We start from the raw sequence: 26,068 nt of genomic DNA, 5'->3' as shown, positions 1-26,068 counted from the left end.
GAGCGGCGGACGTCGCCGACCACCTGTGCCGGTCCCCCGCCACAGCGACCCATCTCGAAGCCCATCTGCTCCAGGGCGACGTTGCCGGTGAGGATCATGAGGTCGGCCCAGGAGATGTTCTGGCCGTACTTCTTCTTGACCGGCCACAGCAGACGGCGGGCCTTGTCCAGGTTGCCGTTGTCCGGCCAGCTGTTCAGCGGCGCGAAGCGCTGCTGGCCGGCGCCGGCGCCGCCGCGGCCGTCGCTGATGCGGTACGTGCCGGCGCTGTGCCAGGCCATGCGGATCATCAGCGGGCCGTAGTTGCCGAAGTCGGCCGGCCACCAGTCCTGCGAGGTGGTGAGCACCTCGGCGATGTCGCGTTTGACGGCCGCGAGGTCCAGGGCCTGGAACGCCGCGGCGTAGTCGAAGTCCTCACCGAGGGGGTTGGCCACCTCGGGGTTCTTGGCGAGGATCTTCAGGTTCAGCCGCTCGGGCCACCACTGGCGGTTGCCGCCGCCCTGGGTCGGATGCAGCGCCCGGTCGTGGGCCACCGGGCAGCCGCCTCCCGCCTCCTCCGACTTCGGGTCGGTGACGATCGCGTCGTGGTTCTCAGTCATGGAAATCCTTCCGGACGGGGTGGATCACGGTGCTCGGGTGGATCACGTGCTCAGGAACTGCTGGCGGTGGAACAGCCGGGGCACAGGCCCCAGTAGATGACCTCGGCCTCGTCGACGGCGAAGCCGCGGTCGTCGGATGCGGTCAGGCACGGGGCGTGGCCGACCGCGCAGTCGACGTCGGCGACGGCACCGCACGAGCGGCACACGAGGTGGTGGTGGTTGTCGCCGACCCGTCCCTCGTAGAGGGCCGGGCTGCCGGGTGGTTCGAGGCGGCGTATGAGTCCCGCCGCGGTGAGCGCGTGGAGCCCCTCGTAGACGGCCTGGACGGAGATGTGGCCGACGCGGCCGCGCACCTCGGAGGCGATCGCCTCGGCGCCCAGGTGGTCACCGTCCCGCACGGTCTCGAGCAGCGCGACGCGGGCTGCCGTCACCCGCAGGCCGGCACCGCGCAGCTCCTCGGCGGTGGTGGGGGTCCGGGGTGCGGTCATGCCCACAACCTAGCCACACAAACACGAATGGTTCAAGAAAACGAACGGTTCAATTTTGGTGTCGCGCGTGTGAGCCCGCGGGGTACCGCTCTGTCACTGGTGTGAGCTCGGTCACGGCGGCACGATGAGCCCCGAACTCCCCAGGGCGCGGCAGCGGCAGCGGCCCGTCAGGATTCCGCCGAGGTCAGGCGTTCGAGCCGGGCCGCGGCGGTCGCAGCCCGGCGGCTCGCCTCGCGGACGCGGCGGTCGGCCGTGCGCGCCTGCTCCCGGGCCGTGCGCTCGGCGAAGCGGGCCTGCTGGTGCTCGCCCCTGGCTCGTTCCAGCTCCTCACCGAGTTCGTCGACGCGCCGTTGGAGGCGTTCCATCTCTTCCTTCGCCTCCCGCGCCGCCCGGTTGGCGTCCGCCGCCCCGTCCCGCAGCGTGCGCAGCTCACGGTCGGCGGCCTCGGCCTCCCGCCGGGCCTCGGCCAGACGTCGCCGGCGCTGCTCCTCCGCCTTGCCGTCCTTGACCTGCTTGCCCTCGGCGGGTTCGCCCTTGTCCGGCTCGCTCCCGCCCGGTGCGTCCCTGCCCGCACGGGGGCGGGCACCCCCGGCGACGGCCGGGAAGCCGACGGCCGCGCTGAGCGGCTTGGCGAGCCGGCCGGTCGCCCAGGCCTCGGCGGCCCCGGGGTCGGCGAGCACGGCGTGCAGGGTGTTCTCGACCTCGCGCTGCACGGACTCGCTGATCGGATGCCCGGTCTCGGCGGCGAGCTGCCTGGCCTGCAGGGACAGAGCGCGGATCAGTGCGTGCTGCCGTCGGCTCAGCTCCCGCAGCTGGGCGCCGTCCAGGTCCTGGTGGGCCCGGCGCAGACCCTCGCCCAGCCGGAGCAGGGGCTCCACCTCGCCGGGGCGGCTGCGGACCAGGAGGTTGCTGACCCAGGCCGCGAGGCTGGGCTTGCGCAACGCACCGATCCGCGTGGCGAGTTCCCGGTCGCCGGCGGTGCGGGCGGCGGCCACGGCCGAGGCCCTCGCGGAGGTGAACTCCTCCGGCCGCAGGGCGTAGAGCTCGTCGGCCACGGCATCCAGGTCCATGCGCGCCCCTTTCGCGCGGAAGCGTCCCAGTCGATCGTCTCAGGCCGGGCCGCGCGGGGCGCGCGGAAGACCGGACTCCCCAGGCGTCGGAGGTACCCCCTGCATGATCAGGAAATCGACGGTTTAACATATGAGCGCCGCCTAGCTCGAAAGATGGACTCGTGACTGTCAACGACGACTCGTTCACCAACTGGAAGAACCGCGAGGAGATCGCGGAGTCGATGATCCCGATCATCGGGAAGCTGCACCGGGAGCGGGACGTGACGGTCCTGCTGCACAGCCGCTCCCTGGTGAACAAGTCGGTGGTCAGCATCCTCAAGACCCACCGGTTCGCCCGGCAGATCGCGGGCGCGGAGCTCTCGGTCACCGAGACGCTGCCCTTCCTGAAGGCCCTCGCCGAGCTCGACCTCGGCCCCTCGCAGATCGACATCGGCATGCTCGCCGCGACGTACCGCGAGGACGACCGCGGACTGTCGGTCGCGGAGTTCACCGCCGAGGCCGTCGCCGGCGCGACCGGCGCCGACAAGATCGAGCGCCGCGAGGGCCGGGACGTCGTCCTGTACGGTTTCGGCCGCATCGGCCGGCTCGTGGCCCGGCTGCTGATCGAGAAGGCCGGTTCGGGCAATGGTCTGCGGCTGCGGGCCATCGTCGTGCGGGGCGGTGGCGAGCGGGCCGCCGAGGACATCGTCAAGCGGGCCTCGCTGCTGCGCCGGGACTCCATCCACGGCCAGTTCCAGGGCACGATCACCGTCGACGAGGCGACCAGCACGATCGTCGCCAACGGCAACGCCGTCAAGGTGATCTACGCGAACGACCCGTCCGAGCTGGACTACACGGCGTACGGCATCAAGAACGCCATCCTCATCGACAACACCGGCAAGTGGCGCGACCGCGAGGGCCTGTCGCAGCACCTGCGCCCCGGCATCGACAAGGTCGTGCTGACCGCGCCGGGCAAGGGCGACGTCCCGAACATCGTCCACGGCGTCAACCACGACACCGTCAAGCCGGACGAGCAGATCCTGTCGTGCGCCTCCTGCACCACGAACGCGATCGTGCCGCCGCTGAAGGCGATGGACGACGAGTTCGGCGTCCAGCGCGGCCACGTGGAGACCGTCCACTCGTTCACCAACGACCAGAACCTGCTGGACAACTACCACAAGTCCGAGCGCCGGGGCCGGTCCGCGCCGCTCAACATGGTGATCACCGAGACCGGTGCCGCCTCGGCCGTCGCCAAGGCGCTGCCCGACCTCAAGGCGAAGATCACCGGCAGCTCCATCCGGGTGCCGGTACCGGACGTCTCCATCGCGATCCTCAACCTGCAGCTCGCCCGCGAGACCACCCGCCAGGAGGTCCTGGACTACCTGCGCGAGGTCTCGCTGACCTCGCCGCTGAAGCGCCAGATCGACTTCATCAGCGCCCCCGACGCGGTCTCCAGCGACTTCATCGGCTCGCGCCACGCCTCGATCGTCGACGCCGGCGCCACCAAGGTCGAGGGCGACAACGCGATCCTCTACCTCTGGTACGACAACGAGTTCGGCTACTCGTGCCAGGTGATCCGGGTCGTGCAGCACGTGTCGGGCGTGGAGTACCCGACGTTCCCGGCTCCCGCGGTCTGATCCCGGCGAGCCCATGAGGGCGCGGGGCGTGCGGGCCCCGCGCCTTCTGAACCAGCGCCTCAAGGAGTGGGGCGAGTTGAGGGGCGCGGTACCGGCCCCTGACACGACGGCGGTGCCGCGCCCTCCTGGGACGCGGCACCGCCGGGATCTCTCGTGACCTCAGCACGCGCTCACCACGCGCTGAGCAGTGCTCAGTGCTTGAAGACGTCCTTCGTCTTCTCCTTGGCCTGCCGGGCGTCGCCCTTCGACTGCTCCGCGCGGCCCTCGGCCTCCATGCGCTCGTTGCCGACGGCCCGGCCGATCGTCTCCTTGGCCTTGCCCTTGGCCTGCTCCGTCTTCGCCTTGGCCTTCTGCTCTCCAGCCACTCTTCGTTCACTCCCAGCCGTGTCGACGTCGGGGTCACGATCCGGGTGACCTTGAAAGGGAGGTCCAAACCTGCCCGGGCGATTACACTGCGGCCCATGACGTACTTCTTCCACCTCCGCTAGGCACCGTCGGCGAAGCGAGGACCCCCCGTCGCCGACGACGCGGGGCAGCGGAGCGCTGCCCCGAGTGCCGACGTGGAAGAAGAACACCACCATGCACACGCCCCTCGTGGCGCGCTGCCTCCGCGGCTTGGAGCCCCTGGTCGCCGCCGAGGTCGTCCGGTCCGGTCTCGGCGCCGTCACCGATCTGCGGCACCGCGAAGTCCATTTCCGCGCGTCCCGGCCCGCGCCACCGCTGCGCACCGCCGACGACGTGTTCCTGCTCGCCGCCCGGAGCCCCGACGTCGGAGCCGCCCGGCAGGCCCCGCGGGACCTCGCCGCGCTCGCCGACCTCACCGACCTCGACCACCTGCTGCCCCTGCGGCGCGCGGCCACGGCGCCCGCCTGCGTCGACGTCTCGGCCTCCTTCCTCGGCCGGCGCGCGTTCACCCGCTTCGACGCCGAGGACGCCGTGGGCGAGGCCCTGGCGCAACGGCTCGGCGTCCCGTACCACTCGCGCCGTACGGGCGCCGCTCCCCCGCCGGGCTCCTGCGGCTGGCGACTGACCCTGGACGGCACGCGGGCCACCCTGATGCTGCGCGTCGACGACCGGCCGCTGCACCGTCGTGCCTACAAGCGCCGCACCGTCCCGGGCACCCTCCACCCGCCGCTCGCCGCCGCCATGGCCGCGCTGGCCGACATCCGCCCCGGGCAGGCCGTCCTCGACCCGTGCTGCGGCGCCGGCACCCTGCTGATCGAGGGGGCGCTCGCCCGGCCCGACGCCCGCTTCCACGGCTTCGACCTGTCGGCGCAGGCCGTCGCGGCGGCCCGCGCCAACGCCGGTGCGCTGCCGGTGACCGTCCGTCGCTGCGACGCGGGCCGGCTGCCGCTGCCCGACGGGGCCGCCGACCGCGTCCTGTGCAACCCGCCGTGGGGCGCCCAGGTGCCCGCCGGCGGCCTGCTCGCCGGTGCCCCCGACCGTTGGTGGACGGAGCTGCGGCGGGTCCTCTCCCCCGACGGCGCTGCCGTACTGCTGCTGCCCGGCCGTGACGACCTGGCCGCCGCCATCCGGCACGGCTTCACGCCCGTGCACGCCCAGCGGCTCCGCCTGTCCGGGGCGCAGCCGTTCCTCGTGCGGCTGACGGCGAACGACGCCCGCCGGGGCCGCCGTTGAGGGACGCCGCCCCGGCCGGCGGTCCGCTCGTGAAACCCTTGCCCCGGCCATGACCAGTGGGACGAGCGAGGACAGGGCATGACCATCGACCGGCCGGGGTGGCCCGGGAACTTGGCGCCGGCACAGGTGCTGTGGGCGCGCTGGGCGCTCATCGCCGTGCTGGAAGCCACCGCGAAGGACGAGCGGACGGCTCACCACCGCACGGGCACCTGGGTGGACGGGGCCGGGTTGCACCCGGACGACTCCGGCTGCACCTGGTGGAGCCTCACCCCCCCCCGGGGGTGAGGGGCGGTGGGTGCTCTTCGGCGAGGACGAGTCGAGCGGTTGCACGTGGCACGAGCCGCCGGTCGACATGCTCGCCGGAACCCCTTCCTGGCTCTCCCACAAAGGGCTGGCGGACCTGCTGGGGGCCCGACTGGGAGTGTCTACTGGGACGGGAACGGGGCCTGGGCCCGGGCCCCCTGCCCGGACACCCTGGACGACGACGGCCTCGACTGCGGGATGAGCCGTTTCGCCGACCGCGCCGACGTGCTGCGCTGGTGGCCGACGAGGAGCACGGCGCCACATCGGCCGCCGACGCAAAGACCCCGCTGGCCCACGCGGAGGACTGCCGCCTGAGGCCCGAGCTGCTGATGTCCCTCACCCGGGACCCTCAGTGGCGCCGGCGGGACCGGCCGGCCATGACCGGGGCACTGGAGCACGCGGGCCCGAACCGGCGGTGACCCTCCGGTTCAGTGGCAGCACGCGTCGGCGGCCGGCGGGACGTCCAGGCGGCAGAAGCAGGACGCCCGGATCGGCACGTCGGCCAGCGCGGTCGCCGTCTTGAGCTGGTGCGCCACCAGGGCCGCCTCGCCGGTCCTGCCGCCGCGCAGCAGGCACTCGTGGAGACCGTGCAGCGCCCAGACGTTGTTGGGGTGTTGCAGGGGCCGGGGCAGGGTGTCGTCGAGGCCGAGGTCGGCGCGGTAGACGGCCTCGGCATCCGCCACCCGGCCCTGTTCCAGCAGCAGGGCCCCGTAGGCGTGGCGGGTGGGCTGCATCCAGCCCCAGGGCTCGTCGTAGGGGAGGGTGTCGTCGAGCTCGACGGAGCGTTCCAGGGCGGCGAAGGCCAGGTCGTGGTTGCCCTTGCGGTACTCGAGTTCGCCGTCCAGCATGGCCGCGGCGATGGCGAGGATGTCGTGGCAGGTGTTGTTGAACAGCATCCGCGTCCCCGGCACGCGGCCCACCGCCTCGCCGAACAAGGCGCGTTCGGCCTCGGCCCGGTCGACCTCGCCGGTGGCGGAGAGGGCGACGCCCCGGGCGTAGTGGCGCATCGCGGTGGTCACCGCGTAGAGCTCCGGGTCGGCGGGGGCGGGGAGTTCGAGGATGTCGGCCCAGCGGCCGAAGCGGATCAGCACGTGGACGCGCATGGCCAGGAACGCTTCGAGCCAGTCGGCCATCGGGGGGCTCTGCACGCGCAGCAGGTCCTCCGGGACGGCGGCCTCCAGCTGGGCGGCGGTGTCGAGGGCGACCTGGGCCTGGCCGAGGAACAGGGCGCCGTAGATCTTGAAGTGGAGGTTGTGCGCCCGGTAGAGGGTGTAGAAGTTCATCGCGCCGGCCCGGCGGTGGTACTTCTCGTCGGCGGCGATCGCGGCGCTGTTGGCCGCGACGACCTGGCGGTAGTCGCCGCACAGGACGTCCAGGTGCGAGGGCATGTGGAGCAGGTGGCCCGCGTCCGGCACGAGGCCGCGCAGCCGGTCGGCGACGGTGAGGGCCCGCTCCGGTGTCGGGGACATCTCCATGAGGTGGATGTAGAGGTGCAGGACGCCGGGGTGCCGTGCCCCGGCCTCGGTGGCGAGGGCGCCTTCCAGCACGTCCCGGACCTCGGGGGTGCGGGCGCCCTCGGCCGGTTGCCCGGTCCTGAGGTCCCACAGCTGCCACGGGGTGAGGTTCATCGCGGCGTCGGCGTGCAGGGTGGCGATGTCCGGGTCGTCGGGCGCCAACGCGTACACCACGCGCATGGCGTCCGCGTAGGGCTCGTTCCACACCGAGCAGTCCTCCACGGCCTCCGCCTGCGGGTAGCGGTTCCGCAGGGCGCCGATGAGGGCCTGCTCGACCGGGGTGGCGCCGGCGGCCTTCTCATGGGCCCGCTCCACGGCGGCGTGCGTGCGCTCCACCGTCCGCGCCAGTTCCTCGCCGTCGAAGAATTCCCAGGGCTTGTTGTAGTTCGGGCCGAGCGCGTAGGCGATGCCCCAGTACGCCATGGCGCATTCCGGATCGGCCTCGGCCGCCTTCTCGAAGCAGGCGACGGCTTCCTCGTGGTGGAAGGCGTACGTCCACACCAGGCCCCGGTCGAACCAGAGCTGGGCCTGGCCGGACGTGGTGGTGACGGGACGGCTGTGGGTGCCGAGGTCGTAGTAGTCGTCCATGGGTAGCTCCTGGAAAAGCGGCCGGGGCCGCGAGAATAGCGGCTGCGGACCCGTGACACAGAGCACGCGAAACATCACACAACGGTCTGGTCGGGCGGCCTGGGCCGATGATCTTTTCGTTCGATTGCGGGCTGCTTCTCCGACGGGCTGGCACGGGCCAACTCCCGCTCCCTAGGATGTACTTCCCGTCCAGCCCGTCCACTGACGCGGCACCTTGCAGGGGGAACGATGCACTCCGAGAAGCAGTTGTCCACCGAGATCGACGCGAACGTGCCGACGGCAGCGCGCATGTACGACCACTACCTGGGCGGCAAGGACAACTACGCGGCCGACCGCGCCGCGTGCGAGGAACTCGACAAGGTCGTCCCGAGCACGCGCCGTCTGGCCCTGAACAACCGCCGTTTCCTCCAGCGCGTGGTGCGGACCCTCTCCGAGGAGTACGGCATCCGCCAGTACCTGGACCACGGCTCCGGCCTGCCGACGCAGGACAACGTGCACCAGGTCGCCCAGCGCATCGACCCCACCACCCACGTGGTGTACGTCGACAACGACCCGATGGTGCTGGTGCACGGCCGCGCCCTGCTGGAGCAGGACGAGCGCACCGCCGTCATACACGCGGACATGCGCGAGACCGACCTGATCTTCGACCACCCGGACACCAAGCGGCTGATCGACTTCTCCGAGCCGGTGTGCGTGCTGTTCAACTCGGTCTTCCACTGCATCCCGGACAGCGACACGGACGGGCCCCTGGCGGTGGCGCGCCGCGTCCGGGAGCGTCTCGCGCCCGGGAGCTTCATGGTGATGTGCCAGCTGGTCAGCGAGGACCCCGGGGTCCGCGAGTTCGTCACGAACTTCATGGACCAGGCGACGCAGGGCCACTGGGGCCGCGTCCGGGAGCCGAAGGACGTCGAGACGTACTTCGAGGACCTGGAGATACTGGAGCCCGGGCTGGTGGAGGTGTCCACCTGGCGCCCGGACACGGAGGTGGCGCCGCGTCAGCTCAGCCACGAGTGGATCGAGTTCGGCGGCGTGGGCCGTCTGCCCCTGGAGAAGTGACACGGCCGGTGCCGCTCGCGGGAGGGTGGGCGTCCCGCGGGCGGCACCGGCGCGTCACCGGTAGCGCTGCTCCATCGTCTGCCGCAGCAGCTCCATGGACTCACGGGGCTTGAGCGCCTCGTCCGCGAGCCGGTCCAGCGCGATCCGGTACTCCTCCGTCTCGTCGCGGTCCTCGAGGAAGTTGGCGCTCTTGATGTGCTCCAGGTAGACCACGTCGGGCAGGTCGAGGCCGCCGAAGCGCAGATAGGTCACCGGGATGGCGGGAGCCGAGGCGTTCGTGACGTTCAACGGCACGACCTGCACGGTCACATTGGGGCGCTCGGCCATCTCGACCAGGTGCTCGAGCTGCTCCCGCATGATCTCCGGGCTGCCCAGAACCCGCAACAGCACGGACTCGTCGATGATCGCCCACAGTTGCGGGGCCTCCGCGCGGGTCAGCAGCCGGGCCCTGCGCCTGCGCAGTTCGACGCGCCGCTCCACCTCGGCCGCCGGGGCGTTCGGCAGGCCTCTCTCCACCACGGCCTTGGTGTAGGCGGGCGTCTGCAACAGCCCGGGCACATACTGGATTTCGAAGGTACGGATCGTGGCGGCGGCCTCCTGCAGTCCGACCAGACGGTCGAACCACTCGGGCATCAGCCGCTTGTCGTAGCGCTGCCACCAGCCCGGCTCACCGGCGCGCTGCAGCAGCTTGAGCAGCACGGAGGCCTCGTAGTCGTCGGTGCCGTACAACTGCAGCAGCGCGCGGACGTCGTTCTCGGTCGGCGGGCGACGGCCCTTGCCGGACTCGATACGGGACAGCTTCGCGGCACTGAACCCGACAGCGCGCGCCGCCTGGTCCTGGGCCAGCCCGGCGTCCTCGCGGAAGCCTGCCAGCTGCACACCGACCAGCATCTTCAGCAGGGTCGGCGCCGGCTCGGGCCTGTCCAGGTAGGGTTCCAGACGGGAGATACGATGCGACGCGGCGGACATCCTGACTCCCAGCAGACCGGCACAAGGGCGATTTACACTATCGCACCGGCCGGGGCTGCGCGCATCCGCCTGGAACAGCAGCAGGAAGTGGGGAGTTGGACTCCGCTTCGCCACCGCGGGTGTCGGACCACGCGGGTGTTCAGACCACGTGGGGGGCGCACCATGGAGATCTCAGACCAGGTGGTCGAATTCCCCGTCCTTCGCCCCGGCCAGGAACGCCGCCACCTCCGCGGCCGTGTAGACGAGCGCCGGCCCGTCGGGGTCACGGGAGTTGCGCATCGCGATGCCCCCGTCCACGAGAGGGGCGACTTCGACGCAGTTGCCCTCGGCGTTGCTGTGCCGGCTCTTGATCCAGCAGGCGTCCAGTGAACTTGCCTGCACTCCGTTCCGCACTGGTGGCACCGCGCTCTCCTTGCTCTCCGGCCGAACTCGTCCCGGCTCGCGTACCCGCGACGGCTTGAAACTCACGCAATTTCTCGTGCAATTGCATGCGAGCGCCGTCAGCGTGGATAATAGCCGCGGCGTCAACCCCCGGGCGGACGCCCCGTCCTGACGTCGCATCGGGGAGATGCCGTGCCATCACCTGCGCAGCACGTGCTCCGGCCGCCGAGTGAGGCCCCGGCGCATGCGGGCGCACCCGGGGCGCTCGACTGCTTCCCGGCCGGTACCGCTCCACGCGAAGCACCACTCCACGGAGTACCGACCCACGGAGCGCCACTCCACGGAGTACCGCCCCACGGAGCGCCGCCCCCGGCGCAGGCCACGGTGGGTCCTTCGACGCCGGGGTCGGCGTCGGCCCCCGGTTTCCTCTCCCCCTCGGTCGCGCTGCGCGTCGAGTGCAGCCGGGAGGGGTTCGCCCGGGTCCGGTCCTTCACCCGCCACACCCTGCGCGTCTGGTCGCTCGACCACCGTTGCGACGACGCCACGCTCGTCATCACGGAGCTCGCCGCCAACGCCGCGACGCACGCGGCGCAGGGGGCACCGGGTGCGCCGGAGATCCGGCTCGGATTCCGCCTGGATCCGGCCCATCTGCTGGTCACCGTCTCCGACCCCGACGACCGCCCACCCGTGTACGCGCCCGGCACCGGCTCCGCCCTGGAGGAGCATGGCCGCGGTCTGTGCCTCGTCGACGCCCTGTCCGAGGAGTGGGGCTGGACCCCCACTCCCCCGGCGGGCAAGGCGGTCTGGGCGAGGTTGTCGACCTGTCCACCCATCTGACACGACTGCCGCGGAAAGGCCCCTCGCCATGCGCAGCGCTTCGACGGAACACCCGGGCAGCGAGCGCCCACAGCGCCCTGACGTCCCGGCCGGTCTGGCCCTGAAGACACCGCTCACGGCACTGGACCGCGTGCCGTGGGGTGACATCAAGGACTCCACCGGTTCGGCGGCGGCCATTCCCGTACTGCTCAGCGGCATCGCCTGCGGCGACGCCGACACCGCCCGCGCCGCGCTCCACGACCTGCGGAAACGGATCTGCCAGTTCGGTTTCGTCGTGGAGCAGGCGACCGCCGCCACGGTGCCGTTCCTGTGGGAGCTGGCGAAGCTGCCGCAGGTGACCGTCCGCGCCCAGATCATCCAGCTGCTCAAGAGCATCGCCGATGCCCGGCAGTGGGAGAGCACAGCGGCCGTCTACCCCAAGCTGCTGAACCACCGGGAGAACCCGGTGGTGTGGGAGCGGGCGGCGCGCCAGGCGGTGCGGGCCCGCAGCGGCGAACTCGGCCGGCTCATGGCGGACGAGGACACGGAGATCGCGCGGGCCACGACCGAGCTGGCCCGCTCGCTGGGGGCCTGAGAGCGGCGTGCGCTGCCGGTGGCCCGGACCCGGCGGTGTTCCGGAGACGTGACGATACGGTGAGGGCCCCCTGCCACCCCGGGTGACGCCCCTCGCCTCCCGGGGCCGGGCAGTGTAGACATGGCACATGGTCCGACTCTTGGGTCGATCCGGGACTCGATCGCCCCTGCGGCCCGGCTCCACGCCGTCCGCACGGCAGCGGAGGGAGACGGGTCCGTCGCGGTGGCATCCGATGGCGGGGCTGCGGTCGGTGCTGGGCGGGCGCAGCGTCGCCGGGCAGGTGTTCCTGCTGGTCGTGGTGATCGTGCTGCTGCTGGTCGTGGCGGCCGTGGTGGCCCTGGTACTGCAGGTGCGGCACGACACGACGCAGGAGGCCCGCAACCGCTCGCTCGCCGTCGCGGAGACCTTCGCCAACGCGCCGGGCACGGTCGAGGCCCTGGACAGGCCCGATCCCACCGCCGTGCTCCAGCCGCGCGCCGAGGCCGCGCGGGAGCGGTCGAAGGTCGACTTCATCGTCGTCATGAACACCGACGGGATCCGCTACACCCATCCCAAGACGGACCGCATCGGCAAGCAGTTCGTCGGCACGATCGCGCCGGCGCTGGCCGGGGAGGCGGTGACCGAGGAGATCGAGGGCACCATCGGGCCCCTCGTCCAGGCCGTCGTGCCGGTGCAGGACCCGGACGGCCGGGTCGTGGGGCTGGTCTCCGCGGGCATCACGACCAAGAACGTGGGCGGGACGGCCGACCGGCAGCTGCCGCTCGTGCTGTCGGCCGCCGCGGCGGCGCTGGCGCTGGCGACCGCGGGCGCCGCGCTGGTGAGCAGGCGGCTGCTGCGCCAGACCCACGGGCTCGGGCCGCACGAGATGACCCGGATGTACGAACACCACGACGCCGTGCTGCACGCCGTCCGGGAGGGCGTGCTCATCGTCGACGACCAGGGCACCCTGGTCCTGGCCAACGACGAGGCACACCGGCTGCTCGGGCTGCCCGACGACGCCGAGGGCCGCCCCGTCCTCGGCCTGGGCCTCGACCCGGGCACCGCCGACCTGCTCGCCTCGGGCCGTGTCGCCACGGACGAGGTGCACCTGGTCGGTGACCGGCTCCTCGCCGTCAACCAGCGGACCACGGACCGGGCCGGTGTCCCGCCCGGCAGCGTCGCCACGCTGCGCGACTCCACGGAGCTGCGGGCCCTGTCCGGGCGGGCCGAGACCGCGCGGGAACGGCTCAACATGCTGTACGACGCCGGGGTGGGCATCGGCACGAGCCTGGACGTGACCCGGACGGCCGAGGAGCTGACCGAACTGGTCGTGCCCCGGTTCGCCGACTTCGCCACCGTGGACCTGTTCGACGCGGTGCTGGGCGGCGGACAGCCGGACGCCGCGGCCACGCTCAGCCGCACGGCGCTCAGCGGCATCCGCAAGGACGCTCCTCTCTATCCCGTCGGTGAGCGCATCCGGTTCGTGGAGACCTCCCCGCAGGGCCGCAGCCTCGGCAGCGGCCGGCCGGTCCTGGAACCCCGGCTGGGCGAGGCGCCCGGCTGGCAGGCACAGGACCTGGAACGGTCGGCGCAGATCGTGGAGTACGGCATCCACTCGCTGATCACCGTGCCTCTGCGGGCCGGGACGCTGGTGCTGGGCGTGGTCAGCTTCTGGCGCTACGAGAAGCCGGAGCCCTTCGACGAGGACGAGCTGGCCCTGGCCGAGGAACTGGTCGCGCGGGCCGCCGTCTCCATCGACAACGCGCGCCGCTACACGCGCGAGCACAGCATGGCGGTGACGCTGCAGCGCAGTCTGCTGCCCCGCAACCTGCCCGAGCAGGGCGCGCTGGAGATCGCCTACCGCTATCTGCCCGCCCAGGCCGGGGTGGGCGGCGACTGGTTCGACGTGCTGCCGCTGTCCGGGGCCCGGGTGGCGCTCGTGGTCGGGGACGTGGTCGGGCACGGGCTGCACGCCGCGGCCACCATGGGGCGGCTGCGCACCGCCGTGCACAACTTCTCCTCCCTCGATCTGCCGCCGGACGAGCTCATCGCCCTGCTGGACGAGTTGGTCGGCCGGATCGACCAGGACGAGGCGGAGGAGGAGGGCAGCGCCCCGGTCACCGGCGCGACCTGTCTGTACGCCGTGTACGACCCGGTCTCCCGGCGGTGCACCCTCGCGCGGGCCGGACACCCGCCGCCGGCCCTGATCCACCCGGACGGCAGCGTCGAGTTCCCGGACGTGCCGGCCGGTCCGCCGCTCGGGCTCGGGGGGCTGCCGTTCGAGACGGCGGAACTGCAGCTGGCCGAGGGCAGCCGGCTCGTGCTGTACACGGACGGGCTGGTGGAGGACCGGGAGCGGGACATCGACGTCGGCCTGGAGATGCTGCGCGAGGCCCTGGGCCGGGCCGGTGAGTCGCCGGAGGACACCTGCCGGGTCGTGCTCGACGCGCGGCTCACGGCCCGCTCCAGCGACGACATCGCCCTGATCGTGGCCCGGACGCGGGCGCTCGCCGCCGACCACGTCGCCGAGTGGCCGGTGCCGGCCGACCCGGCGGCCGTGGGCGAGGTGCGGGCGGCGGTGAGCCGGCAGCTGGCCGCCTGGGGCATGGAGGAGCTGACGTTCACCACCGAGCTGATCCTGAGCGAGCTGGTCACCAACGCGCTGCGCTACGGCGGCGACCAGATCCGGGTGCGGGTGCTGCGCGACCGCAACCTGATCTGCGAGGTGTTCGACAGCAGCAGCACCTCGCCGCACCTGCGGTACGCGACCATGACGGACGAGGGCGGGCGGGGCCTGTTCCTCGTCGCCCAGCTCGCCGAGCGCTGGGGGACGCGCTATCTGCCCGCGGGTAAGGTCATCTGGGCCGAGCAGCCCCTGCCATAAGCGGGACCAGGGATTACTCATAAAGTAGCCTTATGGGCCCATAGACCGGACCCGCGTACCAAGTTAGGCTTGCCTTAGTTTAGGCTTCCCGTCGAGATCGCTTGTCGCCGCTCGAAGGGAACCTGACCATGCCCCGCCCCCTGCGGGTAGCCATCGTCGGATCCGGCCCTGCCGGGATCTACGCCGCCGACGCCCTGCTCAAGTCCGAGGTGGCCGCCGAACCCGGCGTGTCCATCGACATCTTCGAGCGCATGCCGGCCCCGTTCGGACTGATCCGCTACGGCGTCGCTCCCGACCACCCGCGGATCAAGGGCATCATCACGGCCCTGCACCAGGTGCTCGACAAGCCCCAGATCCGGCTGTTCGGCAACGTGGACTACGGCTCCGACATCGGCCTGGACGACCTGCGGGCGTTCTACGACGGTGTGATCTTCGCCACCGGCGCGATGGCGGACCGGTCGCTGCCGATCCCCGGCATCGACCTCGACGGCTCGTACGGCGCCGCGGACTTCGTCTCCTGGTACGACGGCCACCCTGACGTGCCGCGCACCTGGCCGCTGGAGGCCGAGAAGGTCGCCGTGCTCGGCGTGGGCAACGTGGCGCTCGACATCGCCCGCGTCCTGGCCAAGACGGCGGACGAGCTGCTGCCGACCGAGATCCCGCCGAACGTCTACGAGGGTCTGAAGGCCAACCGGGCCAAGGAGATCCACGTGTTCGGCCGCCGGGGCCCGGCGCAGGCGAAGTTCAGCCCGATGGAGCTGCGGGAGCTGGACCACTCCCCCAACATCGAAGTCATCGTCGACCCCGAGGACATCGACTACGACGAGGGCTCGATCGCCACCCGGCGCGGCAACAAGCAGGCCGACATGGTCGCCAAGACGCTGGAGAACTGGGCGATCCGCGACGTCGGCGACCGTCCCCACAAGCTCTTCCTGCACTTCTTCGAGTCGCCGGTGGAGATCCTCGGCGAGGACGGCAGGGTCGTCGGCCTGCGCACCGAGCGCACGGAGCTCGACGGCACGGGCAACGTCAAGGGCACCGGCACCTTCAAGACCTGGGACGTCAACGCGGTCTACCGGGCCGTCGGCTACCTCTCCGACAAACTCCCCAAGCTGCCCTGGGACCTGGACTCCGGCACCGTCCCGGACGAGGGCGGCCGGGTCATGCAGGAGTCCGGTGAGCACCTGCAGTCGACGTACGTCACGGGCTGGATCCGGCGCGGCCCCGTCGGCCTGATCGGGCACACCAAGGGCGACGCGAACGAGACCGTGGCCAACCTGCTGGACGACTACGCGAACGGCAGGCTGCAGACCCCGGCCACCCCCGCCCCCGAGGCGGTGGACGCGTTCCTCGCCGAGCGGAACGTCCGCTTCACCACCTGGGACGGCTGGTACAAGCTGGACGCCGCGGAGAAGGCGCTGGGCGTGCCCGAGGGCCGCGAGCGCGTGAAGATCGTCGAACGTGAGGACATGCTCCGCGCCAGCGGCGCCTGACTTCCTGCACCCGCTGGGCGGGTCCGGTGGCAATGTCACCGGACCCGCCCTTCTGCGTGCTTGAACCCTGTACGATCCGGATGCTTCACCGAATCATCACATCGCCTTCATCAGAGGGCCATGCAGGGGGGACGAACGTCCATGCGCATACGCCTTGTCACCACCACCACCGCCGCGGCCGTCGCGGCCGGAGCCCTGACCGCCCTGGCCGCGGTTCCGGCCCAGGCCGCCGAGTACAACTCCGCGCTGAAGATCCGCGGCATCCAGTACGACGCCCCCGGGAGCGACTCCAACCGGTGCTCGGGAGGGAACACCAAGGAGGAGTACCTGACCGTCAAGAACTACTCGAAGTCCACGACGGTCAACCTCAAGGGGTACGTCGTGAAGGACGCGGCGGGGAACAGGTTCACCTTCACCGCGAGCCACACGCTCCAGCCGGGCGACTACGTGAAGCTGCGCGGCGGCAACGGGACCGACTCCGACGCCGGCAACGTCGTCTACCGCGACAACTGCAACTTCATGTGGAACAACGACAAGGACACGATCTACGTGTACAAGCCGTCCGGCGCCTACGCCGACGTGCACTCGTACACCAGGAGCGGCTCCGACAAGGACGGCAACGGGTACATCACCTACCACGGCTGAGCCCGCCCGGCCCGGCCCCCCTCAGGGGTTCGGGGCCGTGAGATAGCGCTGCAGCGTCGGGGCCAGCCAGGCCACGATCTCCTCTCGGGCCAGCCCCACGGCGGGCGGGAACCTCAGGACGTAGCGCGTGAGCGCCAGCCCGAGCAGCTGCGCCGCGCACAGTCCGGCCCGCGCGGCGGCCTGCTCGGGGTCGGGGCAGATCGCGCGGGCCACCGGGACGAGCTGGTCCCGGAAAACTGTCTGCATCCGTTCGGCCCCGGCGCTGTTGGTCACCCCGACCCGGAGCAGCGCCGTCAGCACCTCGTTCTCCTCCCACATGCCGAGGAAGTGCGTCACGAGCGCCTGCCCCACGTCCTCGCGGGGCAGTGCGGCGAAATCCGGCATGGACAGGTCGATGGAGACCGCGGCGGCGAACAGGCCCTCCTTGTTGCCGTAGTAGCGCATGACCATGGAGGGGTCGATGCGTGCGTCCGTGGCGATCGCGCGGATGGTGGCCCGGTCGTAGCCGTCGGTCGCGAAGCGTTCGCGGGCGGCCGTGAGGATGGCGCCGCGGGTGTCCTCCGAGCGGCGGCGCGTGCCGCCGGAACCCGCTTCCGCGTTTGTGCTGTCGCTGACGTTCATGGCGGCCAGCGTAAGCCAACGCATGTTTGCCAACAACTGTTGACCCAGAGGGCGGTGCGCCCTACTTTGGTCAACAGGTGTTGGTCAACAAACGTTGGCCAACAAGTGTTGGCAACAGGAGGTCATGCCATGCAGCTCCAGCCCTCCGTGATCGTCGTCGGTGCCGGGCCCGCCGGACTGCTCCTGGCCGGCGACCTCGCCGCCGCCGGGGTCCCCGTCACGCTGCTCGAAAAGCGCCCGCACAGGATCAGCAACCTCTCCCGAGCCTTCGTTCTGCACGCCCGCACCCTGGAGCAGTTCGACGCCCGGGGGCTCGCGGAGGAAGTGCAGTCCACCGGGCGCCCGCTGGACAGCCTCCGCCTCTTCGGCCGTCTGAGCATCGATCTGAGCACCCTCCCCTCCCGCTTCAGCCACCTGCTCGTCATCCCGCAGTACGAGGTGGAGAAGGTCCTGTGGCGGCGCGCCGTCGAGGCCGGGGTGGACATCCGCCATGAGACGGAGCTGACCGGACTGGCCCAGGACACGGACGGTGTGACGGTGGAGGTCCGCACGGCCGGTGGGCAGACGCGGCATCTGCGCACCGCCTACGTGGTCGGCACCGACGGCATGCGCAGCGCCGTACGGGAGGCGATCGGTCTGCCCTTTCCCGGGCGCTCCGTCATCCGCTCCGTCGTCCTCGCGGACGTCCGGCTGGCGGAGGAACCCGAGAACCTGCTGACGGCCGACGCCGTCGGCGACGCCTTCGCCTTCCTCGCGCCGTTCGGGGACGGCTACCACCGGGTCATCGCCTGGAACCGCGCCCGTGACGTCCCCGACAGCGAACCGGTCGGCCTCGACGAGGTCAAGGAGGTCACCCGGCTCGCCCTCGGCCGTGACTTCGGCATGCACGACCCGCGCTGGATGTCCCGCTTCCACAGCGACGAACGCCAGGTGCCCGCCTATCGCGTGGGCCGCGTCTTCCTCGCCGGGGACGCCGCGCACGTGCACACCCCGGCCGGTGGCCAGGGCATGAACACCGGCCTGCAGGACGCGGCCAACCTCGGCTGGAAGCTGGCCGCGGTGGTCCGGGGCCACGCGGACCCGGCGCTCCTCGACAGTTACCAGGCCGAACGCCACCCGGTGGGGAGGGCCGTGCTGCGCAGCAGCGGTGGGATCGTGCGCCTCGCCATGGCCAAGGCCCCCTGGACGCTGGCGCTGCGGGCCACGCTCACCGGCTTCCTCAACGCGGTCGGTCCGGCCCGGCGCAAGGCGATCGGCGAGATCACCGGCATCGGCTACCGGTATCCGGCGCCCCGTGGCGCGCACCGCCTCACCGGCAGGCGCGCCCCGGACGTCGCCCTGGAGGGTGGCCGCCTGTACGAGGCGCTGCGCGGGGGCCGGTTCGTGCTGATCGCTCCGGGGGCGTACCAGGACGGCGGCGGCCGCGCGGACCGTCTGGCCGTGGAGCACTGGCGGAGCGGCCGGGGCACGGCCGTCCTCGTCCGCCCCGACGGTTACGTGGCGTGGGCGGCGGACTCGGCGGACCCGGCCGCGACCGAGGAGGCGCTGGCCGCGCACGTGGGGGCGGACTGAGGTCACGCCTTCCGCTCAGCGCCGATTTCCGCGATCAGTGGGCCTGCACACGGGCCGGATCTCATCACGACGGGCCGCCCCGACGCTCTTGCCGACCAGGTCCTGCACGGCCCGGTCGGCGCGCCGCTCAGCCGGCGGCCGCCCGGGCGGCGGGCGCCGCGCCGGTCAGCAACCGGCCCATCGCCGCCAGCACGGATGGCTCGACCCGGTAGTACACCCAGGTGCCGCGCCGCTCGGAGGTCAGCAGTCCGGCCTCCTTGAGCTTCTTCAGGTGGTGGGAGACGGTCGGCTGGGAGACACCGACGTCGGAGATGTCGCACACGCACGCCTCGCCACCTTCGTGCGCCGCCACGGCCGAGAAGAGCCGCAGCCGGACCGGATCGCCGAGCGCCTTGAACATCCTCGCGGCCGTCTCGGCCTCCTCGGCGGTGATCGGGCGCTCGTTCAGCGGCGGGCAGCAGGGCGCCACACCCTCGCCGACGAGGTCGAGCAGCGGCAGCGGCTTGGCATTCGACATGCATCTATGTTGACACACGTCGAAACAATGGAGCCCTTTGCTTCGACATGCGTCTATGTTGACGCTCATCGAAGCAGGTGCCATGCTGGCGACACAGGACATCGATGAACATCGAAACACCCAGGGAGTCGCCGTGAACGCGTCCACCACCGAGCTGCCCGTCGTCGTGATCGGAGCCGGTCCCACCGGTCTGGCCGCCGCCGCGCACCTCACCGACCGCGGCCTGCCCACGATCGTTCTCGAAGCCGGGCCGACCGCAGGCGCGGCGGTGCGCGAGTGGGCGCACGTCCGGCTGTTCTCCACCTGGGCCGAACTCACCGACCCGGCCGCCGAGAAGCTCCTCGCCCCGACCGGCTGGACCAGGCCCGACCCCATGACGTACCCCACCGGCGGCGACTGGGCGCAGCGGTACCTGCAGCCGCTCGCCGACGTCCTCGGCGACACGGTGCGTACCGGCGCCCGGGTCACCGGCGTCTCCCGGGCCGGGCGGGACCGCATGGTCGACGCCGGGCGCGAGACGCAGCCGTTCGTCGTGCACGTGGCCCACGCCGGCGGCGGCCGGGAGCGGCTGTTCGCCCGGGCGGTCATCGACGCCTCCGGCACCTGGACCACCCCCGGCCCCGCCGGGGGCAGCGGTCTGCCCGCCCTCGGCGAGGACGCCGCGGCCGACCGCGTCACCTACCGCGTCCCGGACCTCGCGGACCCGGCGGTACGCGCCCGGTACGCGGGCAGGCGCACCGCCGTCATCGGCTCCGGGGCCTCCGCCTTCACCGCCCTGGCCTGTCTCGCCGACCTGGCGAAGGCGGACGGCGGGGCGGGCACGAAGGCACTGTGGATCCTGCGCCGTTCCCTCTCCGGCTCCACCTTCGGCGGCGGGGAGGCCGACCAGCTCCCGGCCCGCGGCGCGCTCGGACTCGCCGCGCGGGCCGCCGTGGACGAGGGCCACGCGGACGCGGTCACCGGCTTCCGCACGGAGGCGATCGAGCCGGACGGCGACGGCCGCCTGGTCCTGGTCGCCGAGGACGGCCGCCGTCTGGGCGCGGTCGACGAGGTCGTCGTGCTCACCGGATTCCGCCCGGACCTGTCGTTCCTGTCCGAGATCCGACTCGGCCTGGACGAGCGCCTCCAGGCACCGGCGGCGCTCGCGCCGCTGATCGACCCCAACCAGCACTCCTGCGGCACGGTCCACCCCCACGGGCACCGCGAACTCGCCCACCCCGAGCAGGGCGTCTACCTGGTCGGCATGAAGTCCTACGGCCGTGCCCCGACGTTCCTGGCGATGACCGGTTACGAGCAGGTGCGCTCCGTCGTCGCCGCGGTCGCCGGCGACCTGGAGTCCGCCGACCGCGTCGAGCTCACCCTCCCCCGAACGGGGGTCTGCGGCGGAGCCGGCCTGTTCGACGCCCCGGAGGCCGACCGGACGGAGGGAGGCTGCTGCACGCCCGCGCCACCGGCCGCCGACGAGGGGGCGACGGCCGGGGGGTGCTGCGGCTCCTGACCCCTATTCCCCGGCCCGGGCGGGCGGCGGGTACGGCGGTTTGCCGAACCGGCAACGCCGTTCGGCTGCGCCGTGATGTCCGCCGGATGATCGGGACGAGCGTCCCTTTCCTAGCGCGGGAGGATCCATGTCCCAGACGTCCGTCACCGGCCGCACGCACCGCCTGGTGCCGTCACCGGCCGGCCGTGTCCACCTCGTCGAGCAGGGGGACGGGCCTCTCGTGCTGTTGCTGCACGGATTCCCCGAGTCCTGGTACGCGTGGCGGCACCAGCTGCCGGTGCTGGCCGGGGCCGGCTACCGGGCGGTTGCCGTCGACGTGCGCGGCTACGGGCGCTCCTCACGGCCCGCGGCCGTGGCGGACTACCGGATGCTCGCGCTGGTGGAGGACGGCGTCGCCGTGGTGGAGGCGCTGGGGGAAGAGTCCGCCGTGGTCGTCGGGCACGACTGGGGCGCGAGCATCGCCGCTGTCTCCGCGCTGGTACGGCCCGACGTGTTCCGCGCGGTGGGGCTGCTGAGCGTGCCCTACACCCCGCCCGGCGGCCCGCGGCCCACCGACGTCTTCGCGGCGATGGGCGGCGACGAGGAGTTCTACGTCTCCTACTTCCAGGAGCCGGGCCGCGCCGAGGCGGAGATCGAACCCGACGTGCGCGGCTGGCTCGCCGGGTTCTACGCGGCCTTGTCCGCCCCGGTCGGCGGGCGGAGCGGGGCGGAGCCCTACTTCGTGGCCCGGGGCGGGACGTTGCGTGACCGGTTCCCGGTGGGGCGCCTGCCGCAGTGGCTGAGCGAGGCCGATCTGGACGTCCTCGCCGGGGAGTTCGAGCGTACGGGGATGACCGGCGCCCTGAACCGGTACCGCGCCATGGACCGCGACTGGGCGGACCTGGCGGGCTTCGCCGGCGCCGCCCTCACTCAGCCGTCGCTGTTCCTCGGGGGCGGCCTGGACGCGTCGCTGACCTGGCTGGCCGACGCCGTGGAGGCGTTCCCGGTCACGCTGCCGGGCCTGACGTCGCATCACATCCTGGACGGTTGCGGTCACTTCGTGCAGCAGGAACGCCCCGCCGAGACCGGCCGGCTGCTGGTCGAGTGGCTCGCCGGTCTGCCCGCCCAGGCGTTCGGCAGCCGGCGCGGGAGGTAGACGCGCAGTCGGGTCGTCAGGGCGAGTGCCGTTGGGCCCGCGCCCATGACCGCACGTCCAGGGTGCCGTCATGGCACTCACCGTGGACGCGGCGGCCGGGCGTGCCGGGGCCCTCCGCGGCGTCTCCTGGCGGAGGGCTCCCGTCCCGTGTGCCGGCTCAGACCTCCAGGTCGGCCTCGATCCGGCGGAGTTGGTGGCGGGCCATCGCGAGGTTGGCCCGGCTCCCGTCGAGCACGAGGTAGAGGAACAGCCCGCTGCCCCCGCGTCCCTTGAGCAGGCGGATGAGGTGGTACTGGGTGTTCAGGGTGATGAGGATGTCCTCGATCTCCTCCTTCAGGCCCAGGAGCTCCATGGTGCGCAGCTTGGCCCGTACGACGTCGGTGTTGCCCGCTGCGGCGACCTCCAGGTTGAAGTCCTTCGTGCCCCCGAGGGTGCCGAGGGCCATGCCGCTCGTGTAGTCCACGAGGGCGACGGCCGTCGCTCCGTCGATGGAGCTCAGGCATTCCTTCAGGGCGGTCTCCGTGTTGGCCATGCGGTCGTTCCTTTCCTTGGGTCCTGCTTCGGTCGGTCGGGAGGTGCGGAGCGGCTCCGGCGGTTCAGGCGCGAGCCGTTCCGGTGCCGGGTGGTTCGAATGCCGGGCAGTCGAATGCCGGGCGGTGCAGGTGGCGGGCGGTTCAGGTGCCGGCCTGGGGGCGCGGCTGGTGAGCCGGGCGCTGCGGGGTGCGCACCGGCAGGGTCCCGATGGGGCGGGAGGCGGTGGCCGGGGGTGCCGCGATGAGGTGTTCCTCGGCGTCGAGCGCGGACGCGGGCGCGGACTCCGGCGTCCGCACGGGCCCGGTCCCGGGTGCGGGCGCCGGCCGGTCGGCGTGGCGGCCGGTGCCCGGGCCGACGCGCGTGGCGACCAGGTCGGCGATCCGGGCTCCGCTGCGCCGGCCCTCCAGGTGGAGGCGGCCGACGTTGACCCGGTCCTCGGCGAGCAGGGTGAGGACGGCGGTGGTGCCGGCCGCGTAGGTGGCGACGTAGCCCTGCGAGCCCCGTACGAGCAGTTCGCGGAAGTCGCCGCGGGCGGCGGCGTCGGTCATGCGGTGGGCGACGCCGAGGGCGGCGGCGGTGAGTGCCGCGAGTCCCTCCGGTTCGGTCCCGGGCACGTCGTGGGCGAGGACGAGTCCGTCGACGGTGGCCGCGAGCGCGCCGGTCAGCCGGGGTATGCGGGTGCGCAGCCCACGCAGTTCGTCCAGGACGTCGGTCTCGACGGCCATGAGCAGTCTCCTTTCGGCACGCTGTCGTCGCGCACGGATCACAGTGCCTCCAAGGCGTGCAGGAGCCGTCGCAGCAGAGCGGTGTCGGGCTCGTCCGGGAACACCGGACGAGGGGCGGGCCCCGGCGCGGTGGACGCGGCGGCGGGGACCCCGGGGACCGCCGGCGTCTCGGGCGCCGCGGCGGCCACGGGCACAGCGGGGGCCGCGTGAGCCACCGGAGCCACGGGTTCTGCGGGGGCTGCGGGGGCGACCAGACCGGCGGCGGCCAGGCGGCGGAGTTCGACCAGGGTGTGGAAGGTGCGGCAGGCCAGGGCCGTGGCGATCTGGGCGGCGGTGCGGACGCCGTCGACCTGGGCGAGGATACGGCCGCGGCGGGCGGGCAGGTCCACGGCCTCGGCGCCGGGCACCCGGGCGAGCGGTGCCAGGTCGACGGCGGGTTCAGGCCATATGCGGTGCAGCAGTTCACGGCGGCGTCCGGACTCGCGCAGGACGGTGGCCACCGGTACGGAGCGGACGGCGCCGAGCCAGTGCGCGACTCCGGGCCGGAAGCGCAGGACCGGTCCGTCGTGGGCGAGGACGAAGTACGCCGCGTCGAAGAGGGCGCCGAGGTGGCACAACTCCAATGCCCCGGCCGCGAGATGACCGCTGTCGACGAGCTGTCGTCCCACGCGGCAGCGGCGGCCGGCCCGGTCGATCGCCTCCCACCAGCCGTCCGGGGCGAGCGCTCCGCTGTGGGTGAGCAGGTCGCCGAGGGCGGGTGTGACGGCGGACTCGACGTGCACGACGTGTCCGGCGGCCAGGTAGACGATCCCCGCCTCGGTGGACAGGGCGCCGCTCGCGCTCCGCTCCGCCAGGGCGGCGAGCCGGGCCGAGGCCGGTTCGTCGGTGCGCGAGGTGAGGATCCGGGTGATCATCCGAGCACCAGTCTGTCCGCCATCTCGGCCAGCCGTATGCGGGCCAGGGCCAGGTTGCCCTCCGTGCGGTCGAGCCATAAGTGCACGAACACGGTGCTGTCGAAGGTCGTGGTGACGAACCTCAGCAGGTGGTACGAATCCGTGTTCGTGAGGATCAGGTCCTGCACGGGTGGCTCCTTGCCGGAGGCGCCGCCCGCGTCGCCCGCCGGGGCGAGCACGCCGCTCTCCGTGGCGAGCCGGGCGAGTTCGGCGGTCTCCGCCGCCGTCGCCTCCGGGTCGCCGCCCGGGGCGTCACCCACCGCGCCCAGGGCAAGGCCGCTGATCCAGTCGACCACCGACGCCCCCCGGGCGCCGGGCAGCCGCATGGCTTCCAGCAGACTCTCGTCGATTCCGGGCACGCCCAATCCCCTCCCCCTGCACGGCCGTTCCCGCGAACGTGAGCACGACACTACGGTGGGTGCTCGACCCAGGTGAACGCTTTGGCATTTTCCAAAGGAATGTGCAGGGAAGCGGGCGAGGGGTGAGCGAGGTCGAACGGAAGCGGGCAGGTTACGTCGCTCGCGGAGCCGGATCGGGCCGCGGCCACCGTACTTTTCCGCTCCCGAGCCCGGTCCGGCCAGGGCCGGCAGCGCAGGCGCCCTCCCTTCGGCTCGCGACCCCCGGTCCGGGCCAGGGCCGACAACGCGAGGGCCCCCTTCACTTGCGACCCCGTTCAGGTCGGCGCCCCCGACTCGGGCGCTCTCCCCCGCTCGACCGCTAGGTCAGGCCCCGGCCTCCGACGCGGGCGCCCCTTCGCCGGATCTTGTCGACGTCCCGGTGCGACACGAGGTACTCACTGGTCTCCCGGTCGGCGGGCAGGCCGGGATGATCTTCGTGGTGGCGGAGGAGAAGGGCGAGGTCCATGGGATCACCGCGGCGACGACGCCGACCGGCTCGCGGCGCACCACACTGCGCACCGGGGACGCCGGGTCGGAGGGCTTTAGGGTCTTTTCCCAGACGAAGTGCTCCGCCGCCTTCAGGTAGGCGTTCGCGTGCCGGGTCGGACCCGGCTGGCCGGCTGTGGTGAACCACGCGGCCGAGCCGTTCTCCAGCGAGATCAGGTCTGCGATCCGCTCCGCGGGCGGGGTGGTGCGCCACGCGCCGGCCTCGAAGGAGGCCCGCGGCGCGGCCACCGCACGGTCGATGTCCGCTGGCTGCGCCTGTGCCGCGCGGCCGATCAGCGACCGGTCGTGCGGGGACGCGATGTCGAGGAGCGCCGGGTTGCCCCGTGCGGCCCAGGAGCCTCCTGTGAATGGATTCTTCCCGGCCACGCTCGTGAGGTCTCGCGGTTCAGGACTCCGCGCGCTTGGGCAGCCGCCAGTTCGGGCGCGGGAAGTGGCAGGTGTAGCCGTCCGGGTAGCGCTGGAGGTAGTCCTGGTGCTCCGGTTCGGCCTCCCAGAACGCGCCGGCCGGCACGACCTCGGTCACCACGGGACCCGGCCACAGCCCGGACGCCTCGACGTCGGCGATGGTGTCCTGCGCGACCCGCCGCTGCTCCTCGTCCAGGTAGAAGATGGCGGAGCGGTAGCTGAGCCCCACGTCGTTGCCCTGCCGGTTCCTGGTGGTCGGGTCGTGGATCTGGAAGAAGTACTCCAGGATCGCGCGGTAGTCGGTGGCCGTGGGATCGAAGACGATCTCGATCGACTCCGCGTGCCGCCCGTGGTCGCGGTAGGTGGGGTGGGGCTTGTCGTCGTCACCGCTGTAGCCCACCCGGGTACGCACCACCCCGGGCAGCGACCGGATCAGCTCCTGCATCCCCCAGAAGCAGCCACCCGCCAGCAGCGCCCTCTCCTCGACGTCACTCATGGCGCATCCCCTTTCTGTCCGCGTCGATCCACGCGCGTCCAGCCTCGCACATCGGCCGGGCAAGCCGGATCGCGCG

At 72.4% G+C, this 26,068-nt stretch carries 27 protein-coding genes and 1 pseudogene; 13 read left to right on the top strand and 15 right to left on the bottom strand.

The features are described from left to right. The 3 genes from ABTZ58_RS31980 to ABTZ58_RS31970 all read right to left on the bottom strand — a co-directional run. A partial coding sequence (locus tag ABTZ58_RS31980) for a peroxidase family protein (protein WP_351364317.1) occupies positions 1–596 on the bottom strand: 596 nt, incomplete at its 3' end. Between the two features lie 50 nt (positions 597–646). Then, positions 647–1,084 (bottom strand): Fur family transcriptional regulator, encoded by a 438-nt coding sequence (locus ABTZ58_RS31975; protein WP_351364314.1) that lies wholly within the window; start codon positions 1,082–1,084, stop codon positions 647–649. Between the two features lie 167 nt (positions 1,085–1,251). Next, positions 1,252–2,154 (bottom strand): hypothetical protein, encoded by a 903-nt coding sequence (locus ABTZ58_RS31970; protein WP_351364311.1) that lies wholly within the window; start codon positions 2,152–2,154, stop codon positions 1,252–1,254. Between the two features lie 161 nt (positions 2,155–2,315). On the opposite strand from ABTZ58_RS31970, the gene ABTZ58_RS31965 reads away from it, so the two are divergent. Next, positions 2,316–3,770: a glyceraldehyde-3-phosphate dehydrogenase gene (locus ABTZ58_RS31965; protein WP_351364308.1), complete on the top strand. Its 1,455-nt coding sequence runs from the start codon at positions 2,316–2,318 to the stop codon at positions 3,768–3,770. 191 nt (positions 3,771–3,961) lie between these two features. Here ABTZ58_RS31965 and ABTZ58_RS31960 read toward each other — a convergent pair whose 3' ends face one another. After that, complete coding sequence (locus ABTZ58_RS31960) at positions 3,962–4,135, bottom strand: CsbD family protein (RefSeq protein WP_351364305.1); 174 nt, start codon at positions 4,133–4,135, stop codon at positions 3,962–3,964. A gap of 214 nt (positions 4,136–4,349) precedes the next feature. Between ABTZ58_RS31960 and ABTZ58_RS31955 the strand changes: the two genes are divergently transcribed. From ABTZ58_RS31955 to ABTZ58_RS31945, 3 genes are all read left to right on the top strand, one after another. After that, positions 4,350–5,408, top strand: a complete 1,059-nt coding sequence (locus tag ABTZ58_RS31955) for a methyltransferase domain-containing protein (protein ID WP_351364302.1) — start codon at positions 4,350–4,352, stop codon at positions 5,406–5,408. A gap of 78 nt (positions 5,409–5,486) precedes the next feature. Further along, a complete protein-coding gene (locus ABTZ58_RS31950) occupies positions 5,487–5,693 on the top strand; it encodes a hypothetical protein (RefSeq protein WP_351364299.1) in 207 nt (68 codons plus the stop codon). 254 nt (positions 5,694–5,947) lie between these two features. Beyond that, positions 5,948–6,130, top strand: a complete 183-nt coding sequence (locus ABTZ58_RS31945) for a hypothetical protein (protein WP_351364296.1) — start codon at positions 5,948–5,950, stop codon at positions 6,128–6,130. 9 nt (positions 6,131–6,139) lie between these two features. Here ABTZ58_RS31945 and ABTZ58_RS31940 read toward each other — a convergent pair whose 3' ends face one another. Beyond that, a complete protein-coding gene (locus tag ABTZ58_RS31940) occupies positions 6,140–7,813 on the bottom strand; it encodes a hypothetical protein (protein WP_351364293.1) in 1,674 nt (557 codons plus the stop codon). Positions 7,814–8,041: 228 nt separating this feature from the next. Between ABTZ58_RS31940 and ABTZ58_RS31935 the strand changes: the two genes are divergently transcribed. Then, positions 8,042–8,869: an SAM-dependent methyltransferase gene (locus tag ABTZ58_RS31935; RefSeq protein WP_351364290.1), complete on the top strand. Its 828-nt coding sequence runs from the start codon at positions 8,042–8,044 to the stop codon at positions 8,867–8,869. A 54-nt stretch (positions 8,870–8,923) separates the two neighbouring features. Here the strand turns inward: ABTZ58_RS31935 and ABTZ58_RS31930 are convergent, their stop codons facing one another. After that, positions 8,924–9,838: a helix-turn-helix domain-containing protein gene (locus ABTZ58_RS31930; protein ID WP_351364287.1), complete on the bottom strand. Its 915-nt coding sequence runs from the start codon at positions 9,836–9,838 to the stop codon at positions 8,924–8,926. 171 nt (positions 9,839–10,009) lie between these two features. Beyond that, the gene (locus ABTZ58_RS31925; protein ID WP_311686249.1) at positions 10,010–10,240 is read right to left on the bottom strand and encodes a DUF397 domain-containing protein; all 231 of its coding nucleotides are present in this window, start codon (positions 10,238–10,240) and stop codon (positions 10,010–10,012) included. A 363-nt stretch (positions 10,241–10,603) separates the two neighbouring features. On the opposite strand from ABTZ58_RS31925, the gene ABTZ58_RS31920 reads away from it, so the two are divergent. The 5 genes from ABTZ58_RS31920 (at position 10,604) to ABTZ58_RS31900 (ending at position 16,631) form a co-directional block, all read left to right on the top strand. Beyond that, complete coding sequence (locus tag ABTZ58_RS31920; protein ID WP_351364284.1) at positions 10,604–11,056, top strand: ATP-binding protein; 453 nt, start codon at positions 10,604–10,606, stop codon at positions 11,054–11,056. Positions 11,057–11,084: 28 nt separating this feature from the next. Next, on the top strand, positions 11,085–11,630 hold the full coding sequence (locus ABTZ58_RS31915; protein WP_351364281.1) for a hypothetical protein: 546 nt from the start codon (positions 11,085–11,087) through the stop codon (positions 11,628–11,630). 232 nt (positions 11,631–11,862) lie between these two features. After that, on the top strand, positions 11,863–14,493 hold the full coding sequence (locus tag ABTZ58_RS31910; RefSeq protein WP_351364278.1) for a SpoIIE family protein phosphatase: 2,631 nt from the start codon (positions 11,863–11,865) through the stop codon (positions 14,491–14,493). 128 nt (positions 14,494–14,621) lie between these two features. Next, on the top strand, positions 14,622–15,986 hold the full coding sequence (locus ABTZ58_RS31905; RefSeq protein WP_351364275.1) for an FAD-dependent oxidoreductase: 1,365 nt from the start codon (positions 14,622–14,624) through the stop codon (positions 15,984–15,986). Between the two features lie 141 nt (positions 15,987–16,127). Beyond that, complete coding sequence (locus tag ABTZ58_RS31900; RefSeq protein ID WP_351364272.1) at positions 16,128–16,631, top strand: lamin tail domain-containing protein; 504 nt, start codon at positions 16,128–16,130, stop codon at positions 16,629–16,631. 21 nt (positions 16,632–16,652) lie between these two features. Here ABTZ58_RS31900 and ABTZ58_RS31895 read toward each other — a convergent pair whose 3' ends face one another. Beyond that, complete coding sequence (locus ABTZ58_RS31895) at positions 16,653–17,252, bottom strand: TetR/AcrR family transcriptional regulator (RefSeq protein ID WP_351364269.1); 600 nt, start codon at positions 17,250–17,252, stop codon at positions 16,653–16,655. A 129-nt stretch (positions 17,253–17,381) separates the two neighbouring features. Between ABTZ58_RS31895 and ABTZ58_RS31890 the strand changes: the two genes are divergently transcribed. Beyond that, entirely contained in the window at positions 17,382–18,824 is a 1,443-nt protein-coding gene (locus tag ABTZ58_RS31890) for an FAD-dependent monooxygenase (RefSeq protein WP_351364266.1), read from the top strand. A 127-nt stretch (positions 18,825–18,951) separates the two neighbouring features. Here ABTZ58_RS31890 and ABTZ58_RS31885 read toward each other — a convergent pair whose 3' ends face one another. Further along, the gene (locus tag ABTZ58_RS31885) at positions 18,952–19,341 is read right to left on the bottom strand and encodes an ArsR/SmtB family transcription factor (RefSeq protein WP_351364263.1); all 390 of its coding nucleotides are present in this window, start codon (positions 19,339–19,341) and stop codon (positions 18,952–18,954) included. Positions 19,342–19,474: 133 nt separating this feature from the next. Here ABTZ58_RS31885 and ABTZ58_RS31880 point away from each other — a divergent pair, with 133 nt between their 5' ends. Continuing rightward, positions 19,475–20,839: an FAD-dependent oxidoreductase gene (locus tag ABTZ58_RS31880; protein ID WP_351364260.1), complete on the top strand. Its 1,365-nt coding sequence runs from the start codon at positions 19,475–19,477 to the stop codon at positions 20,837–20,839. Positions 20,840–20,966: 127 nt separating this feature from the next. After that, on the top strand, positions 20,967–21,974 hold the full coding sequence (locus ABTZ58_RS31875) for an alpha/beta hydrolase (RefSeq protein WP_351364257.1): 1,008 nt from the start codon (positions 20,967–20,969) through the stop codon (positions 21,972–21,974). 157 nt (positions 21,975–22,131) lie between these two features. On the opposite strand, the gene ABTZ58_RS31870 is transcribed toward ABTZ58_RS31875, so the two are convergent. The 6 genes and pseudogenes from ABTZ58_RS31870 to msrA all read right to left on the bottom strand — a co-directional run bounded on the left by ABTZ58_RS31870 (position 22,132) and on the right by msrA (position 25,992). Further along, positions 22,132–22,506, bottom strand: coding sequence for a hypothetical protein (locus tag ABTZ58_RS31870; protein WP_351364254.1), 375 nt, complete (start codon positions 22,504–22,506; stop codon positions 22,132–22,134). Positions 22,507–22,648: 142 nt separating this feature from the next. After that, positions 22,649–23,233, bottom strand: a complete 585-nt coding sequence (locus ABTZ58_RS31865) for a roadblock/LC7 domain-containing protein (RefSeq protein ID WP_351364251.1) — start codon at positions 23,231–23,233, stop codon at positions 22,649–22,651. Between the two features lie 38 nt (positions 23,234–23,271). Next, a complete protein-coding gene (locus tag ABTZ58_RS31860; RefSeq protein ID WP_351364248.1) occupies positions 23,272–24,147 on the bottom strand; it encodes a hypothetical protein in 876 nt (291 codons plus the stop codon). Beyond that, positions 24,144–24,545 (bottom strand): hypothetical protein, encoded by a 402-nt coding sequence (locus ABTZ58_RS31855; protein ID WP_351364245.1) that lies wholly within the window; start codon positions 24,543–24,545, stop codon positions 24,144–24,146. Before ABTZ58_RS31855 ends, ABTZ58_RS31860 begins: the two co-directional genes overlap by 4 nt. 370 nt (positions 24,546–24,915) lie before the next feature. Continuing rightward, a pseudogene (locus ABTZ58_RS31850) lies at positions 24,916–25,457 on the bottom strand (aldehyde dehydrogenase family protein); the annotation flags it as partial. A gap of 19 nt (positions 25,458–25,476) precedes the next feature. Continuing rightward, a complete protein-coding gene (gene msrA / locus ABTZ58_RS31845) occupies positions 25,477–25,992 on the bottom strand; it encodes a peptide-methionine (S)-S-oxide reductase MsrA (RefSeq protein WP_351364242.1) in 516 nt (171 codons plus the stop codon). Between the last annotated feature and the right edge of the window lie 76 nt (positions 25,993–26,068).

It is taken from the genome of Streptomyces sp. NPDC094143 (genome assembly GCF_040303825.1).
Lineage (GTDB): Bacteria > Actinomycetota > Actinomycetes > Streptomycetales > Streptomycetaceae > Streptomyces.
The sequence above is the reverse complement of the archived record's forward strand: the minus strand, read 5'-3'. Positions and strand labels throughout refer to the sequence as shown.